At 45.3% G+C, this 16149-nt stretch carries 15 protein-coding genes; 7 read left to right on the top strand and 8 right to left on the bottom strand.

Annotation, left to right across the window (positions count from 1 at the left end):
- Positions 1–111: 111 nt before the first annotated feature.
- From ACQEXR_RS14150 to ACQEXR_RS14165, 4 genes are all read left to right on the top strand, one after another.
- Complete coding sequence (locus ACQEXR_RS14150; protein ID WP_427020577.1) at positions 112–372, top strand: DUF2282 domain-containing protein; 261 nt, start codon at positions 112–114, stop codon at positions 370–372.
- 67 nt (positions 373–439) lie between these two features.
- A complete protein-coding gene (locus ACQEXR_RS14155) occupies positions 440–1297 on the top strand; it encodes a DUF692 domain-containing protein (protein WP_426953289.1) in 858 nt (285 codons plus the stop codon).
- Entirely contained in the window at positions 1294–2070 is a 777-nt protein-coding gene (locus tag ACQEXR_RS14160) for a DNA-binding domain-containing protein (RefSeq protein ID WP_426953288.1), read from the top strand. The genes ACQEXR_RS14155 and ACQEXR_RS14160 overlap by 4 nt, the downstream gene beginning before the upstream one ends.
- A gap of 12 nt (positions 2071–2082) precedes the next feature.
- Complete coding sequence (locus tag ACQEXR_RS14165; protein ID WP_426953287.1) at positions 2083–2535, top strand: DoxX family protein; 453 nt, start codon at positions 2083–2085, stop codon at positions 2533–2535.
- On the opposite strand, the gene ACQEXR_RS14170 is transcribed toward ACQEXR_RS14165, so the two are convergent.
- On the bottom strand, positions 2532–2750 hold the full coding sequence (locus ACQEXR_RS14170) for a hypothetical protein (protein WP_269378108.1): 219 nt from the start codon (positions 2748–2750) through the stop codon (positions 2532–2534). The two genes, ACQEXR_RS14165 and ACQEXR_RS14170, sit on opposite strands and share 4 nt — an antisense overlap.
- 99 nt (positions 2751–2849) lie before the next feature.
- Positions 2850–4892 (bottom strand): oligopeptidase A, encoded by a 2043-nt coding sequence (prlC, locus tag ACQEXR_RS14175; RefSeq protein WP_426953286.1) that lies wholly within the window; start codon positions 4890–4892, stop codon positions 2850–2852.
- Between the two features lie 184 nt (positions 4893–5076).
- Here prlC and ACQEXR_RS14180 point away from each other — a divergent pair, with 184 nt between their 5' ends.
- Positions 5077–5916 carry a 23S rRNA (adenine(2030)-N(6))-methyltransferase RlmJ gene (locus ACQEXR_RS14180; protein ID WP_331417635.1) on the top strand — a complete coding sequence of 280 codons (840 nt, stop codon included), beginning with the start codon at positions 5077–5079 and terminating at the stop codon, positions 5914–5916.
- 184 nt (positions 5917–6100) lie between these two features.
- Entirely contained in the window at positions 6101–7456 is a 1356-nt protein-coding gene (gene gorA / locus ACQEXR_RS14185) for a glutathione-disulfide reductase (RefSeq protein WP_331427899.1), read from the top strand.
- Positions 7457–7512: 56 nt separating this feature from the next.
- On the opposite strand, the gene ACQEXR_RS14190 is transcribed toward gorA, so the two are convergent.
- Positions 7513–8409 carry a response regulator gene (locus tag ACQEXR_RS14190; protein ID WP_427020578.1) on the bottom strand — a complete coding sequence of 299 codons (897 nt, stop codon included), beginning with the start codon at positions 8407–8409 and terminating at the stop codon, positions 7513–7515.
- 105 nt (positions 8410–8514) lie between these two features.
- Here ACQEXR_RS14190 and ACQEXR_RS14195 point away from each other — a divergent pair, with 105 nt between their 5' ends.
- On the top strand, positions 8515–9273 hold the full coding sequence (locus tag ACQEXR_RS14195) for a chromosome partitioning protein ParA (RefSeq protein WP_426953283.1): 759 nt from the start codon (positions 8515–8517) through the stop codon (positions 9271–9273).
- A 21-nt stretch (positions 9274–9294) separates the two neighbouring features.
- Here ACQEXR_RS14195 and ACQEXR_RS14200 read toward each other — a convergent pair whose 3' ends face one another.
- The 5 genes from ACQEXR_RS14200 to ACQEXR_RS14220 form a co-directional block, all read right to left on the bottom strand.
- Positions 9295–10233 carry an SPOR domain-containing protein gene (locus ACQEXR_RS14200; protein WP_427020579.1) on the bottom strand — a complete coding sequence of 313 codons (939 nt, stop codon included), beginning with the start codon at positions 10231–10233 and terminating at the stop codon, positions 9295–9297.
- A gap of 169 nt (positions 10234–10402) precedes the next feature.
- On the bottom strand, positions 10403–11341 hold the full coding sequence (locus ACQEXR_RS14205) for an ABC transporter permease (protein ID WP_138972068.1): 939 nt from the start codon (positions 11339–11341) through the stop codon (positions 10403–10405).
- 2 nt (positions 11342–11343) lie between these two features.
- Positions 11344–12321 carry an ABC transporter permease gene (locus ACQEXR_RS14210; protein WP_138972067.1) on the bottom strand — a complete coding sequence of 326 codons (978 nt, stop codon included), beginning with the start codon at positions 12319–12321 and terminating at the stop codon, positions 11344–11346.
- A 184-nt stretch (positions 12322–12505) separates the two neighbouring features.
- Entirely contained in the window at positions 12506–14059 is a 1554-nt protein-coding gene (locus tag ACQEXR_RS14215; protein WP_426953281.1) for an ABC transporter substrate-binding protein, read from the bottom strand.
- A gap of 91 nt (positions 14060–14150) precedes the next feature.
- The gene (locus ACQEXR_RS14220) at positions 14151–15866 is read right to left on the bottom strand and encodes a dipeptide ABC transporter ATP-binding protein (RefSeq protein ID WP_427020580.1); all 1716 of its coding nucleotides are present in this window, start codon (positions 15864–15866) and stop codon (positions 14151–14153) included.
- Between the last annotated feature and the right edge of the window lie 283 nt (positions 15867–16149).

Consider the following 16149-nt stretch of genomic DNA (forward strand, 5'->3'; position numbering starts at 1 on the left):
CAGTGAAAGTTTTTAACTCTATTTTCTATCCTTTTAACTAAGCAAGTTGCTCAAATACTTCGTGATTAGCTTGCCAACATAAGTAAAGGAACTAAGTCTGAGGAAAATACTATGAAAAAGTCTAATCTTGCTGTTACCGCTGCTGTTACAGGTTTAATCGCTCTAGGTGGCACAATGCTAACGGCGGCTCCTGCTATCGCAGCAGAGAAAGAGAAATGCTATGGCGTTGCAAAAGCGGGCAAAAATGACTGCGCAACTAAAAACAGTTCATGTGCTGGTACAGCAAAAGAAGATAACCAAGCAGACGCATTCGTAGTCGTGCCAAAAGGACTATGTGGCAAGCTAACAGGTGGTAGCACACAGTCTTCTTAATCCCCAAAACTGGGTGGCTATTGCTCAACTAGCCACCTTATTTCCCTTCAACTTCAAGGAATATGGCGTGAACTTAGATCATTTTCACAATAAAGTTGGGGTTGGATTGCGTTCTCCACACCTTGATTACTTCACCAGCGAAACTCCGCCCATTTCTTGGTTAGAAATTCATAGCGAAAACTACTTCCAACCCTACTCTGCCGCTAGGCAAAGCTTGCTCAAGTTAACCGATACGTACCAAATTAGCTGTCATGGCATTGGTTTGTCACTCGGAAGCGTTGCACGCGTCAGCCGCCAGCATCTAAAACAGCTGCAGCAACTAGTCAAAGAAGTAAACCCGTTTTTAATTTCTGATCATCTTAGCTGGAGTGAAAATGGTGGGCACTACTTTAATGATTTGCTGCCACTGCCATACACCGAAGAGGCACTGGCTATTTTTTGTCGAAATGTCCTTGAAGTGCAGGAGGCATTACAACGTCCAATTCTGATAGAGAATCCATCCAGCTACGTTAAGTTCAATCACTCGACCATTAGCGAATGGGAGTTCTTGAGCGAAGTACAAAACCGAACTCAATGTCGCCTGTTACTCGATCTCAACAATATTCATGTATCCGCGTTTAACCACGGTTTCGATAGTCTGCACTACTTACAGTCTATTCCTGCTCATGCGGTCGATGAAATTCATCTTGCTGGTTTCACCATCAAACAACTCGACAAAGGGGAAATTTGGATCGACACCCATAGCAAACCTGTGAGTGAAGAGGTTTGGCAACTTTACCAATACTGGCTGGAACAGTATGGCGAGCGCCATACCTTGATTGAATGGGATTTGGATATACCAGAGCCACAAGTGCTTCTCCAAGAAGCCGCGAAAGCAAGCCAATATTTAGAGAGTTGGCAACGCACTGAAAGGAAGGTCTCATGACAATTAACCCAAATGAGCTTTCTCTTGCCCAGTTACAAAGTACTTTCGCACAAGCACTGCATTACCAAGCTCGGGGAGAGGACTGCAACATCAGCAGTGATACTTTCACTGCCGATGAACGAATGCAGATTTATCGCAATAACTTCATCATTAGTCTGAGAGAAGTTCTAGAAGCGACTTACCCTATGCTTTATGCATTATTAGGCGCAGAGTGCTTTGCTCAGCTTGCCAGACAGCATGTACTTAATCATCCACTTGAGTGCGGCGATGTCAGCCACTATGGTGAACAGTTTGAGCAGACACTAGAGCAATTTCCATCAGTATTAAGCGAGGCGCCCTACTGCCTCGACGTCGCCCGATACGAGTGGCAGATTGACCTCGCTCAACAGCGGCATAACCAAGTTAAGAATCCCCAAGACTTGCTGCCTCTCGAGCAATTGAGTCAGCTATCTGCTGAGCAACATCAACACCTTCGCCTTCATCTTAAACCCGGTGTACTTGCCTTTCAGTCTAGTTACTCGCTCTTTTCACTACAGCAAGCCATTGAAAAAGAGGACTTCAGTAACTTAACTCTCGATACACCTCAGCAGGGGGTAATTGTTTGCACTTCAGATGCTGGAGTGTGGACTTTGGCGCTCGAAATGGAAGCCTATCAATTACTCACTCATCTAGAGTCTGGTTGTGTCTTGGGGGAGATTCCTCCAGAACAACTGACCTATATCAATACCTTAGCTCAGCATGACCTCATTGCTGGTTTCTCACTCGCAGTATAAAAGGAAAAAATTATGTCTAGCTCAATAAAAGACTTACTTGAGAGATATGACCAAGGAGTGGATAAGCTGCAAATGGCGTTTGTACCCCTGTTGCTGTTGTTCTGCCGCCTTTGGGTTGCTTGGGTATTTTTTAATTCAGGCCTAACGAAAATAGCCTCTTGGGAAAGCACACTATTTTTATTTGAATACGAATATCAGGTGCCAGTTCTACCGTGGGCACTGGCCGCCTATCTAGGTACTGCGGCCGAGCTTATTTTACCAATCTTTCTAGCCCTAGGGCTGTTAACCCGACCAATGGCGGCGGTATTGTTTGTATTCAATATTATCGCCGTCGTGTCTTACCCTGTTTTGTGGGAAAAAGGCTTCTATGACCACCAGTTATGGGGATTGATGATGCTCATCGTTGTAGTTTGGGGCCCAGGGTCCATTTCAGCGGACAAACTTCTGCGCCGCAAGCTAGGCTAATTTTCCGTACTCAAATCATCTTTTACTGAGTTAACCGCATCTCGGGAAGCGTGACCTATTGCTTTAGTGGTATCACGTGTGGCGTGACCAATCGCAGTTGTCGTATCACGGGTCGCATGACCTATTGCCGTACCCGCTTCTTTAAGCTCTGCACAGCCGCTCAACATCGTGATTAAAACCGCACTGAATAACAGTGTATTTGAAAATCTGAACATACTACCTCCATGTGACGAGTGCCGACATAGTAACAAAAAAAGCATCGCTACAGCAGCGATGCTCTTCATTATTGATACTGTTGTTATTTTTGAGATCTATTAAGCAGCAATACCCGCATGACGAAGTAATGCGTCAATCTGCGGCTCACGGCCTCGGAAACGCTTAAACAGTTCCATTGGCTCTTCGCTGCCACCCATCTCTAGAATATTGTTCAGGAAGCTCTTACCCGTTTCAGTGTTGAAGATTCCCTCTTCTTCAAAACGAGAAAACGCATCCGCTGAAAGTACCTCTGCCCACAGATAGCTGTAGTAACCCGCACTATAGCCACCAGCAAAGATATGACTGAAGCTGTGCGAGAATCGGTTCCATTCTAAGCTCGGTAGAACGGCCACTTTAGATTTTACGTCTGCCAATGTTTCAAGCACTCGTGGACCGATATCTGGATCAAATTGAGTATGCAGAGTGAAATCAAACAAACCAAATTCTAGCTGACGAAGAATAAACATCGCAGACTGGAAGTTTTTCGCTGCTAGCATCTTCTCTAGCATCTCTTTTGGTAAGGGTTCACCCGTTTCAAAATGGCCAGAGATAAAGGCGAGAGCCTCTTCTTCCCAGCACCAATTTTCTAAGAACTGACTTGGCAGTTCCACTGCATCCCAAGGAACACCATTTATGCCAGAGACCGCGCCAGTCTCAACCTGAGTCAACATATGATGGATACCGTGGCCAAATTCATGGAACAAGGTGACGACTTCATCATGAGTAAATAGTGCAGGTTTATCACCAACTGGACAGTTAAAGTTACAAGTCAGGTAAGCAACCGGTGTTTGCAGCTCACCCTGCTCATTGATGCGACGAACACGACATTCGTCCATCCAAGCACCGCCACGCTTATGCTCACGAGCGTACAGATCGAGGTAGAAGCTACCACGAAGCTGGTCATCAGCGTCAAAAATATCAAAGAAGCGCACTGACTCATGCCAGGTGTCGACACCTTCACGCTCTTTAACTGTCATGCCGAAGACTCGATTTAGCACTTCAAACAGACCACTCACCGCTTTTGCTTCTGGGAAGTAAGGACGCAGTTCCTCATCAGAAATCTGGAACAAATGCTGTTTCTGTTTCTCACTGTAATAAGCGATATCCCATAAATTCAGCTCATCTACACCAAATTCACTTTTCGCAAACTGGCGTAACTCTTCAACCTCTCGCTCACCCTGAGGTTTTGCTTTGCTTGCCAAATCGTTGAGGAAGCCAAGGACCTGCGACGGACTTTCTGCCATCTTGGTTGCTAACGACTTTTCACTGTAGGTATTGAAACCCAGCATACGTGCAATTTCAAAACGCAGCTTCAATTGCTCATTGATGATTTCAGTGTTATCCCATTCACCCGCTTTCGGTCCACGGTCTGATGCTCGAGTCACATAGGCTTCATATAGCTCTTTGCGTAGCTCTTGATTGTCGCAGTAGGTCATTACCGGAAGATAAGATGGAATGTCCAACGTCAGTAAATAGCCATCCAGCTCTTTCGCTTCAGCAGCGGCTTTGGCTGCCGCCAGTGCCGACTCAGGCATACCTGCCAACTGTTCTTCATCTTCAATGTGCTTAGTCCAGCCCATAGTGGCATCAAGCACATTGTTGGAGAACTTCGACCCTAACTCAGACATGCGCTTACTGATTTCGCCGTAGCGATGCTGTTCATCGGCTGGTAAACCAATCCCAGACAACTCAAAGTCGCGTAACGAGTCGGTGATCGTTTTCTTCTGCGCTTGAGTTAACGAAGCAAAAGCTTCACTCGATTTCATCGCTTTATACGCTTCAAACAGACCTTTGTGCTGACCAACCCAAGTACCATATTCGGATAAAAGCGGCAGACAGCTCTCGTACGCGTCACGAAGCTCATCACTGTTCATGACTGAGTTCATATGACTGACAGGAGACCAAATACGACTTAAGTGATCATCCACTTCTTCAATCGGCGCAACAAGGTTGTCCCATGTTGGTTCCGTATTACCCGCCAAAACCTGTTCAATTTTAGCGCGGCAATCAGCAATCGCCTTTTCTACCGCTGGCTTAACATGTTCCGGTTTAATCTGAGAAAATGGCGGCAAATCGGTAAAGTTAAGAAGTGGGTTCGACATAAATCATTCCTTTTTTTGGATAACGCAAACCTAGATAAAATTGGTTATCTAGAGCATGTTGGTCTGTGTTAATTCTTATTGGTCTTAAATAGTAAATATAGGTAGGTTCAGCAATTTTCAATAGTAACGTATACTAACTACCATCATTCATCATGCTCTTTGCACCTATTCTGAGAGAAATATTTTGTTAAGTTACCGCCATAGCTTTCACGCAGGCAACCATGCCGACGTCATTAAGCATATTGTTCAAAGTCTTATCCTCGACTCTTTGAAGCAAAAAGAGAAGCCGTTTGTCTATCATGACACCCATTCAGGTGTAGGTCGCTACGATCTAACCCACGAGTGGTCAGAGAAAACTGGTGAGTATAAGCAAGGCATTGCACGCGTTTGGCAACAAAATGATATCCCAGACGAAATTCACAGCTATTTAGATTCGATTAAAGTGCTGAATAACGGTGACACGCTACGTTACTACCCGGGTTCACCTCGTGTTGCTCGTGCTCATTTACGTCAGCAGGATCGTATGGTACTGACTGAGCTGCACCCAGCCGATCACCCATTGCTTGAGCAAGAATTCCATCGAGATCGTCAAGTGAGCATCTACAAAGAAGATGGCTTCAAACGACTAAAAGCCAGTTTGCCACCGCAAGAGCGACGTGGTTTGGTGTTAATTGACCCTCCCTACGAGCTGGCTAAAGAGTACCGTGATGTAGTGCAGGCAATTTTCCAAAGCTATAAGCGTTGGGCGACGGGTATCTATGCCATTTGGTATCCTGTGGTTAACCGTTGCGATATCGAAGATATGATTGAAGGTCTACAAGGTCTTGGCATTCGTAAGATTCTTCAAATCGAACTCGGTGTTGCGCCAGATACCAATGAACGCGGTATGACTGCCTCTGGCATGATTGTCATTAACCCGCCTTGGAAACTGGAAAGCCAAATGCAGGAAATTCTGCCGTTTCTTAAGCAAGCAATTGCGCCTGCGACGGGTCACTATAAAGTGGAATGGATTGTTCCTGAATAACTCGACTGGCGGCGTAACCGCACCAAGATTAAAGCAAAACAACGCAGAAAAATTAAGCAGGATAGATTGAGTTCAACCGATCTATCCTCCATATCTACAATAACAAATTATTATTTGCAGGATGCTTGCGACCTGACTCACCAGAATGAGCCGAGTCGCTGCACCTCAGAACATGGAGAAAGTCATGGCGACTCATTTTGATTACATCTGTATCGGCGGCGGCTCAGGCGGCATTGCATCAGCAAACCGTGCGGCAATGTACGGCGCAAAAGTAGCCCTAATTGAAGCTCAAGACCTAGGTGGCACGTGTGTTAATGTTGGCTGTGTTCCTAAGAAAGTGATGTGGCACGGAGCCCAAATTGCTGAAGCAATGCATTTATACGCGGAAGACTATGGTTTTGATGTTGATGTAAAAAGCTTTGACTGGAGCAAGTTGGTTGAAAGTCGTCAGGCATACATCGGTCGTATTCACGAATCTTACGATCGCGTTCTTGGCAACAATAAAGTTAATGTCATCAAAGGCTTTGCTAAATTTGTCGACGAGAAAACCGTTGAAGTGAACGGTGAACACTACACTGCCGATCATATCCTGATTGCCGTGGGTGGACGCCCAACGATTCCGAACATCCCTGGTGCAGAATACGGCATCGACTCTAACGGTTTCTTCGAACTAAACGAGCAACCAAAACGTGTTGCTGTTATTGGCGCAGGCTACATTGCGGTTGAGATCGCAGGGGTACTGAACGCTTTAGGGACAGAAACGCACCTATTCTGCCGCAAGGAATCTCCGCTACGTAGCTTCGACCCAATGATCATTGATACTTTGGTTGAAGTGATGGCAGCAGAAGGTCCAACTCTGCATACTCACTCAGTACCGAAAGAAGTGGTAAAAGAAGCGGATGGTAGCCTGACTCTGCACCTAGAAAATGGCAATACACAAAACGTTGACCAATTAATCTGGGCTATCGGCCGTCATCCTGCAACCGATGCGATCAATCTTGCATCGACTGGCGTACAAATCAATGATCACGGTTACATCAAAGTAGACGAATTCCAAGCCACTAACGTTCCTGGCATCTACTGTGTTGGCGACATTATGGAAGGTGGTATCGAACTCACTCCTGTCGCCGTTAAAGCGGGTCGTCAGCTTTCTGAGCGCCTGTTTAATAATAAACCAAACGCTAAGATGGACTATGAACTCGTACCTACAGTTGTATTCAGCCACCCACCAATCGGTACTATCGGCCTAACGACTCAGGAAGCCGAAGAGAAGTACGGTAAAGAGAACATCAAGGTCTATACTTCTGGCTTTACAGCGATGTACACCGCCGTCACTCAGCATCGTCAACCATGTAAAATGAAGCTGGTATGTGCTGGTGAAGAAGAGACAGTCGTTGGCCTACATGGTATCGGTTTCGCGGTAGATGAAATGATCCAAGGATTTGGCGTAGCGATGAAGATGGGCGCAACTAAAGCAGATTTTGACTCTGTTGTGGCTATTCACCCAACGGGCTCTGAAGAGTTCGTGACAATGCGTTAATCTGCATGAGTCTTGAAAAGGATGCCTCGGCATCCTTTTTTATTACCCTATATCATTTAGAAACCAACTAAAGTCACTTTCCCCAACGCCATATCGCCAAACTGACAAGCAAAATCGATTCGTTTACCGGCTTCTTTGCCATACAGTGTTTTTAGCTTATCAAATACTTCAGGTATGTAACTGACGTTCTTGAGGCGTAAGCTCTTACGCGTTTGGCTATCAAGAAAGGCAAGAGCGGAAAGCGATAGCACCTTTTGGCAGCCATCCAGCATCGCTTTACCAACCAGTTTACTGTGCAAAGCCTGAGAAATATCCTGAGTCGAAACTCCATTCTTCGCTTGTGACATGATACATATTGCTGGCAAATCTAGCATAGCAACCGCTCTTGGACGCTGCGTGGCACTATCCTCATACACGGCCAACAAACAGGGAATTTTACTTTCATCGAATGGCTCTGGAGGCAGCTGACACAGTACCAACTTTTCACCCAGCTCGCGTTGCAACAGCTTTTCGAGTTGAGAGAGTTTAGGTAATGCCAACTCTTTGTGGACTTCACCAATAGAGTCCAAGGTTTTCTTACTTTCCTCCACACCTTGAACCAAAGGCAGTAAGAGCTTATGCAGATCGGCATCTTCAAATGGCTTTGTAAGAACAAAACTTGCTCCTGCCTCTTTGGCTTGTCGGATTTGCAACTGGTCATCGACCGTCGTGATCATCCCGATTTTTATCGCATCACCCAGCTTCATCAGTTCGTTAATCAAGGTAAGGCCGGACATTTCAGGCATATACCAATCGGTTAGCACAATCTCAGGATGCCACTCCTGAGCAATCTTTACTGCTTCGCGAGCATCGCAGGTTTTTTTGATCGATAGACGGCAGTAACCAAAGCTTTCTAAGCCTCGCCTGACAATCTCCAATGTCGCTTTACTGTCATCTACTATCAAGATTTTCACGAGCTGACGTACCCCAAAAGAACAGAACTGTCTAAATTATAGGCATATTTTTTTAGACCAACTAAACTTACAGACGACAAACCTCTCAGCTTACGATATTAATTTATGGATTTAGCACAACTGATGACCTCAGAAAATCTAACAGCCCTTGCGATTGACCTCGGGCTACTGGTGCTTTTGGGCTGGTTTATCATCCTGCTGCTGATCTTACGAGAATTTCGTCATTTTGCGGCTCAGATGACGGGAGGAAATAATCTCGATAAAGACACCTATGAGCTTTGCCAAACTTCCGTCGATAACGCCTTGAACTACACTGCAGATAACAGTGATACGTTGAATGATCTGATCCTCATTCAGCAGGCTCTAGAGGCTCAAGTTACTCAAATTAAGATGGCTAAGAATGAGCTCAGCGATCAGGAGCAAGCTTCCATTGATGAACTAAATCTAAAACTCAGCAAGTCGCACAAGTTAATTAAAAAGCTCAAAGGCGACTTAGATAAAAGCGTCAAGGGACTACGTCAAGCAAGAAATAAGCTACTGAAACAAACGGATACGGTGGATGAGCTTCAGCAAGCAAAGAAACAGCTTGAGAAGCAGTTCGAACAACTAGAGCAGGAATATATTCAGATTACCGAAGCGGGTGGTACCGATAACTTAGCGAAAGAGCTGCAAAAAGAGAAACAACAGATGCTAGCGACCATCGAAGCTTACAAACAGAAGTTAGCCGAAAAAGGCGATGTCGATTCTCTCACCGCAAAACTAGAAGCATCTCAACAGCAGTTGCATCATATGACAAAAGAGAAGGACTTTGTTGAAAAGAAATATCTCGAACTGGTGCAAGAGTCGCAAACGAAAAATCAGTAGCGCACACTACTGATTTTTCCTCTACTTCACACAAACCACATTGAGCAGCGACGTTCCTTTCAATTGGTTGACCTTGCCACTGCTAAATAAGCCTGTTTTTTCGGCGCCCCAATAAGGTAAATGGACTGGCCACTCATCTTTTGTCATCACATTAGAGTCGAGGAGAGCCTGCCATTCTGACGCTGTCGCCATACGCATTTTCATACGGTAACAAGTTTTGTACGCACCTTCATAGTCTAAGCGATTCCAAGGGATCTCATGTTCCATATAAAACTGTTCGTCTTTAAGCATCCAATATGGAACGACATACTCCACTCCCGCTATCGATGCTGAACGACGAACTGTAATGGATTTATCTTCTGCTGGTTCATTCGTCGCTTTAGGTTGAGGAACCACCGCTGGCTGAGCTTTGGCTGGAGCGGGAATCACTGTCGTCGCTTGACCTTTACCCTGACTCAACTCACTGACAACCGGTTTAGGCTTAGACGGCTGAGTTTTTGGCGTCGCACTGGGCTTTTTAGCGGAAGCCCCTTTTACAATTTCACGAATGAATGATTGCTGATAGCCAGATTGCTTCTGAACCTTATCTAAATCTTGTCTAGCCGTGGTGAAGTCCTTATATGGACCAATGAGGCAGCGGTAGACTTTTGCCTCCGGCTTATTCCATACATCCGTCGTAATATGAGGATAGATTTTCTTAGCCTGGGCAACCGAAAATGGCTGACTAAAAACACCACACTGAATCCAAAATGTCGATTCTTGGCCTACCGGCTTGGATTTGCCCCACAAACCTTTCCCTATTGGACAAGTCTGATCCAAAAGCGGCAACTCATCCGCCGATACCTGAATTGCATCGCAAAGGATTTCTTCTGCCAAGGTTGGTAATGACACGGTAGGCAACGCCAATATTGCGAGAAAAGACCAATACTTGAAAAATGATTGCTTCGGCTTTGAGGCCATATCTATACCCATACTATCTAAACTAATCTAAGTGTACTCACCTAGGATGATAACTATAGTGACGCAGTAGAGGTTTTACTGCCCAGAAAATGAGAATGCAAAAAAAGAGCCGTAATAGATTACGGCCCTTAGTTTAGTGAGTTTTTTATCGCCAAATCTTAGGCTTGGATCACCCTTTGTAGATTTTTGGGTTAAATACATCACGTAACCAGTCACCAAGTAGATTGATAACCAGTACCAATGTAACCAGTACGATACCTGGGAAGGCTGTGATCCACCATGCACCAGAGAAAATGTAGTTAAATCCAATACTAATCAAGGCACCCAGTGAAGGTTGGTCTACTGGCAGACCCAAACCTAGGAATGAAAGTGCCGCTTCAGACATGATAGCATTTGCCACCTGTACAGTAGAGATAACCAAAATCGGCGACAGACAGTTCGGTAGGATGTGACGGAACATGATACGTGGTGCTTTAAAGCCCATTACACGTGCCGCTTCTACGTACTCTTTCTTCTTCTCGGCAAGCACGGAAGCACGAATCGTACGCGCATACTGAGGCCATTCAGCCACACCGATGATAACCACCAGCATCACTACCGCATATTGGCTATAAAAGTCACTACCGAAGCTCGCCTTAAAGATAGCAGAAACGATGATAGCAACCATCATGGTTGAGAAAGATAGCTGCACATCAGCGAAACGCATCAAGAAGCTATCAATACGTCCACCGAAGTAACCTGCTGATAGACCAATGATGATACCAAGAACTAACTGCAAGCCTACAGCTAGAAAGCCGATGGTCAGCGATAGACGAGAGCCGTATAGGATTGTAGAAAGGATGTCACGCCCCTGCTCATCGGTACCAAGAACAAAGCGCTCGTCACCACCGTCCATCCAAGATGGCGGCAGTTCAGAATCCATGATATCGATGGAGGCAAGATCGTAAGGGTCTGTCGGTGCCAATACAGGTGCGGCTAACGCCATGACTAAAAACATCATAAACACAGTAAAGCTCGCCATCGCAACTTTATCGCGTTTGAAGTAATACAAGAAATCCGATTGTTTGAAACGCTCCCAATGAGAAGGAGCAGCTGCTGTTTGACTCATGATTATGCTCCTTTACCTGTCAGGTTTACCGTCGGGTTGATGATGCCATACAGCAAATCAACAATGGTGTTGGTTACCACGAAAATCAGACCAACAAAAATGACGTACGCAGTGATAAGTGGTGTATCAACGCGGTTGATTGCCTCTAGGAAAAGGAAACCTGTACCAGGCCATTGGAAAACCGTTTCAGTCAAGATGGTATACGCAACCATAGTACCAATCTGTACACCACCTACGGTAAGTACAGGTAGCATGGTGTTCTTCAATGCGTGCTGGTAATAGATTTTATTCAGAGCCAGACCTTTCGCTTTGCCAAACTTGATGTATTCCGAGCTTAGTACTTCAAGCATTTCAGAACGTACAAGACGAATAAACAGAGGTAGCATGATTGATGCGAGCGCGATACATGGCAAGATCAGGTGCGCTAAGCCGTCGAGAGTAAAATATCCAGACTCCCAGCCTAGAACATTTGCCGTCTCCCCTCGACCATAAGATGGTAACCAGTTTAGCTCTATCGAGAAGACGTACATCAGCATAATTGCGGTCAAGAACACCGGAATCGATATGCCAATGCTACTGAAAGCCATCACCACTTTGGTCAATATACTTTTTGGGTGAATGGCAGAGTAAACGCCCAATGGAATCGAACAAGCAACGATAATTACCGTTGCGCCAAATACCAGCTCAAGCGTTGCAACCAGCTTATCTAGAATGACTTCAACCGCAGGGCGTTTGAAGAAATAAGAAGTACCTAAATCACCTTGTAGCGCAGAGGTTACAAAGCGAGTGTATTTTGTAATGAAGGGATCATTCAGACCCAGCTCGTCACGCAGAGCTTGACGCTCAGCTTCCGAAACTGATTGACCAACAAGCTCACGCAATGGGTCGCCGAGGTTATCCTGAATGGCAAACGCCACTAGACTGATCACAAACATCACTATCAGTGCCTGAAACAGGCGCTTGACCAGAAACGAAAACATTCCTTGCCCCTTAACTTTCCATAGATTTCAGTCTGCGAACCCGAATCCCTTTCACCGGCTGGGCGAAGAGGGCTGCTGGTCGCAATCTTCAGTCTTAAAAATGGCACTTAACCCGACTGAAACAAAGTTAAGCACCAAAAATTAGCGGGCATCTGCATGACGCAGATGCCCTACTTACTTCAACTTATTTAACGACTAGGTCACCGAAGTAAGGGAAGTCCATCGCATTCACGATTGGAGCGATATCTACATTAGATTTCGCACCCCATGCTAGGTTCTGCCAGTGTAGAGGAACAAACGCAGCTTCGTTGTACAGAGTCGCTTCTACTTTCTGAAGCATTTGCGCACGCTTAGCTGGATCCGTTTCTACGTTTGAATCCATAACCAGCTTGTCAACTTCAGCGTTTGAGTAGTGGCCACAGTTGTACTGACCTTTACCCGTTTCTTCGTTACGAGTCATTGTTAGGAACTCAGAGAAGTTCGCTGAATCTTCTGTATCTGAGTGCCAACCGATCATCAGCATGTCTGCCGCACACTTATCAAACTCTGGCCAGTATTGCGCTTTAGGCATAGTTTTTAGATCAACCTTAATGCCAATCTTAGATAGCATCGCTGCCGCTGCCTGAGCAATTTTCGCATCGTTCACGTAACGGTTGTTTGGCGCCATCATCGTTAGCGTAAAGCCATCTTCGTAGCCCGCTTCCTTCATTAGAGCTTTCGCTTTCTTCAGGTCATAACGAGGCACTAGATCTGCACTGTAACCTGCGTAGCCTTCAGGGCCTTGTTGACCAGCAACAGTCGCGAAACCTTTCATGATTTTCTGAACAATGCCTTCGTTGTTGATTGCATGAACAATCGCCTGACGAACGCGAACATCTTTAAGTGCTTCGTTACTGTTTTGGTTCATTTGGAAGGTGATAATACGTGTCCCTGGTAGTGTTACTAGGTTTACGTTTTTCGCATCTTCTACACGCTTGTGGTCATTTGGTGCTACAGGCGCGATCATATCTACGTCACCAGAAAGAAGAGCCGCTACGCGAGTTGCATCTTCCTTGATTGGAACAAGAGTTAGCTTATCAACATTACCTTTAGACTCTTTGTCCCAGTAACCTGGGAAGCGTTCAAACTCAACTTTTACGCCTTGCTCACGAGAAGTAACGATGAATGGACCTGTACCAGAAACGTTGGTCGAAGCGAATGAGTTACCGTGCTTCACAACTTCGCCTTTATCTTTACCGTCAGCCGTTGTACCTGAGTAGAACTTGCTGTCCATTGGGAAGATGTAAGTCGCAGTTTGAAGAACCAGTGGGTAAGCACCCTTAGAAACAAGTTCAACTGTGTAGTCGTCTACTTTGACCATCTTTTCATATGGTTCAAAGATAGCTTTAAAGTCTGGAGAATTTTTCAGACGCTCAAACGTCCAAACCACGTCATCTGCCGTTAGCTCGTTACCAGAGTGGAACTTAACGCCTTGACGCAATGTGAAACGGAATGTTGTCTCATCAACACGTTCCCATTTTTCAGCAAGACGAGGTTCAAAATCTAACTTTTGTGTGTAACGAACTAGTGGATCAAACACCATGTGAGACATTTGCAGTGTGCCGCCAGATAGCTGCTCATGCGGGTCAAGTGATACTGGATCTGCGTCATACGCGACGGTGATATCTGCTGCAGCTGCGCTAAAGCTTAAGCCTGCTGCCATCAAAGCCACTGCTAGTTTGCTTTTCATGGTTTTCATGCATAACTCCTTATGCGGGATTCATCCCTAGTTGTTGTATTTGCTTCTGTTTATGTCCCGTCAACCGATGTAGACGGGAAAGACTTACGACTTACGCCGTTTTTACTTCTTCTCTTAAGCCTGTAAATTCAGGCATTAAAGAAATCAGTTGTTTACTGTATTCGTGCTGAGGTGTTCTAAACAGCTGCTCAGTTGGGGCAACTTCCAATAATGTCCCCATTTGCATCACACCCACTCGATCGCACATCTGGCGAATGACTGGCAAGTCGTGACTGATAAACAGCATGGTAAGGTTCAACTCGTCTTGTAAATCTTTAAGTAGGTTGAGTATCTGTGCCTGTACCGACACATCGAGTGCCGATGTCGGTTCATCACAAATTAGCAGACGCGGGCGCGTCGCAAGTGCACGGGCAATCGAAATACGCTGACGCTGACCGCCTGAAAATTCATGTGGGTATTTCACCCCAGCCATCTGACTCAGACCAACGTGATCAAGTAGATCGTTAACGATCTGTCTGGTTTCTGCTTCACTGTTAGTCAACTTATGGAAACGAATCGGCTCTGCGATGATATCGAAAATCTTCATACGCGGATTCATTGAAGTGTATGGATTCTGAAACACCATCTGCATCTGACGGCGTAAAGGACGACGCTCTTTCTCTGATTTCAGTGATGTTAAGTCGATCCCTTCGAATGTTACCTTGCCTGAGTTAGGCGCATACAAACCAGCGATGACACGTGCAATCGTCGATTTGCCCGAACCAGACTCACCAACTAGACCAAATGTTTCACCTTCAAATACTTCAAAACTGACGTTGTTAGATGCTTGAACATATTCACGACGACTTTCAAATAACGAATCTTTCGTCACAAAACGTAGATTTACGTTTTCTACACTAAGCAGAGAGCCAGTGTATTGACGGTGATCCTGACTTTGACCTAGCCAGTGATTTTTCACATCTAGCGGCTCCATTTCTTGAGCTTCTTCGATGTAACTTACCAATGGAAAGCGATCCAGCTTCATATCTGAACGTGGAACCGCAGAAATCAAACTGCGTGTATAGGCGTGATCAGGGTCGCCAAGTACTTTTGTCGTAGGACCAAACTCAACCAAGTCACCACGATACATAACCGCAACGCGATCAGTCACGTTGGAAACCACACCCATATCGTGTGTTACCAACATACAACCTACGTTGTTCTTGATACACAACTCACGAATAAGCGATAGGATCTGATCTTGAATAGAAACGTCTAATGCCGTCGTTGGTTCATCGGCAATGATCAAGTCTGGCTCACCCGCAAGCGCAATCGCAATCACAACGCGCTGACGCATACCACCAGAGAACTGGTGCGGATACTGTTTCAAACGGTTTTCTGGTTGTGGAATACCCACCTGCTGCATTAGAGAAAGCGCACGCTTATAGGCTTCCTCATCCGTTACCTTCATGTTGGCATGAATGGTTTCTTTCAACTGCTGCTCAACGGTAAATAGTGGGTTTAGAGAAGTCATTGGATCTTGGAAAATAAATCCAATTTTTGAACCGCGAACACTGCGCATCTGCTCCGGACTTAGTCCAGAAATCAACTCACCATCTAGATAAACATCGCCGCTTGCAATTCGCCCAGGGGGGCTTAATAGATCGATAACCGCATTTCCAACGGTCGATTTGCCCGCGCCTGACTCGCCCACTACGCCGACGATTTCACCACGTTCGATATTGAATGAGAGAGATTTAACTGCGGCATGAACACCATGACGCGAAGGGTACTCTATTCGAAGGTTTTTAACTTCTAAAAGTGACATTACCAGACCTCTACTGCTTTGGCAGCTTTCTGCCCTGTCTGAAAAGTGAATCCATTCATACCAGTCCTATACCTAGGTTTCGATACCAAAATTAGGTATAGCGTTCTGGTAATTTATAAGCTCATCAATTTGGCAAAAAATTCACAGAAAAGCAACAAATATAGGATAAAAAGTCGAAATAGAACAAGAAGCAAGCAGTTTTAGGAAATAAATATGCAATCACACTAGATCATTGCTCAATTCAAAAATCTTAAAAACGCGCTAAAAAGGCTTATTTTTAAAT

Origin of the sequence: Vibrio sp. TRT 2004 (genome assembly GCF_050113735.1) — a bacterium.
Taxonomy (GTDB): Bacteria; Pseudomonadota; Gammaproteobacteria; order Enterobacterales; family Vibrionaceae; genus Vibrio.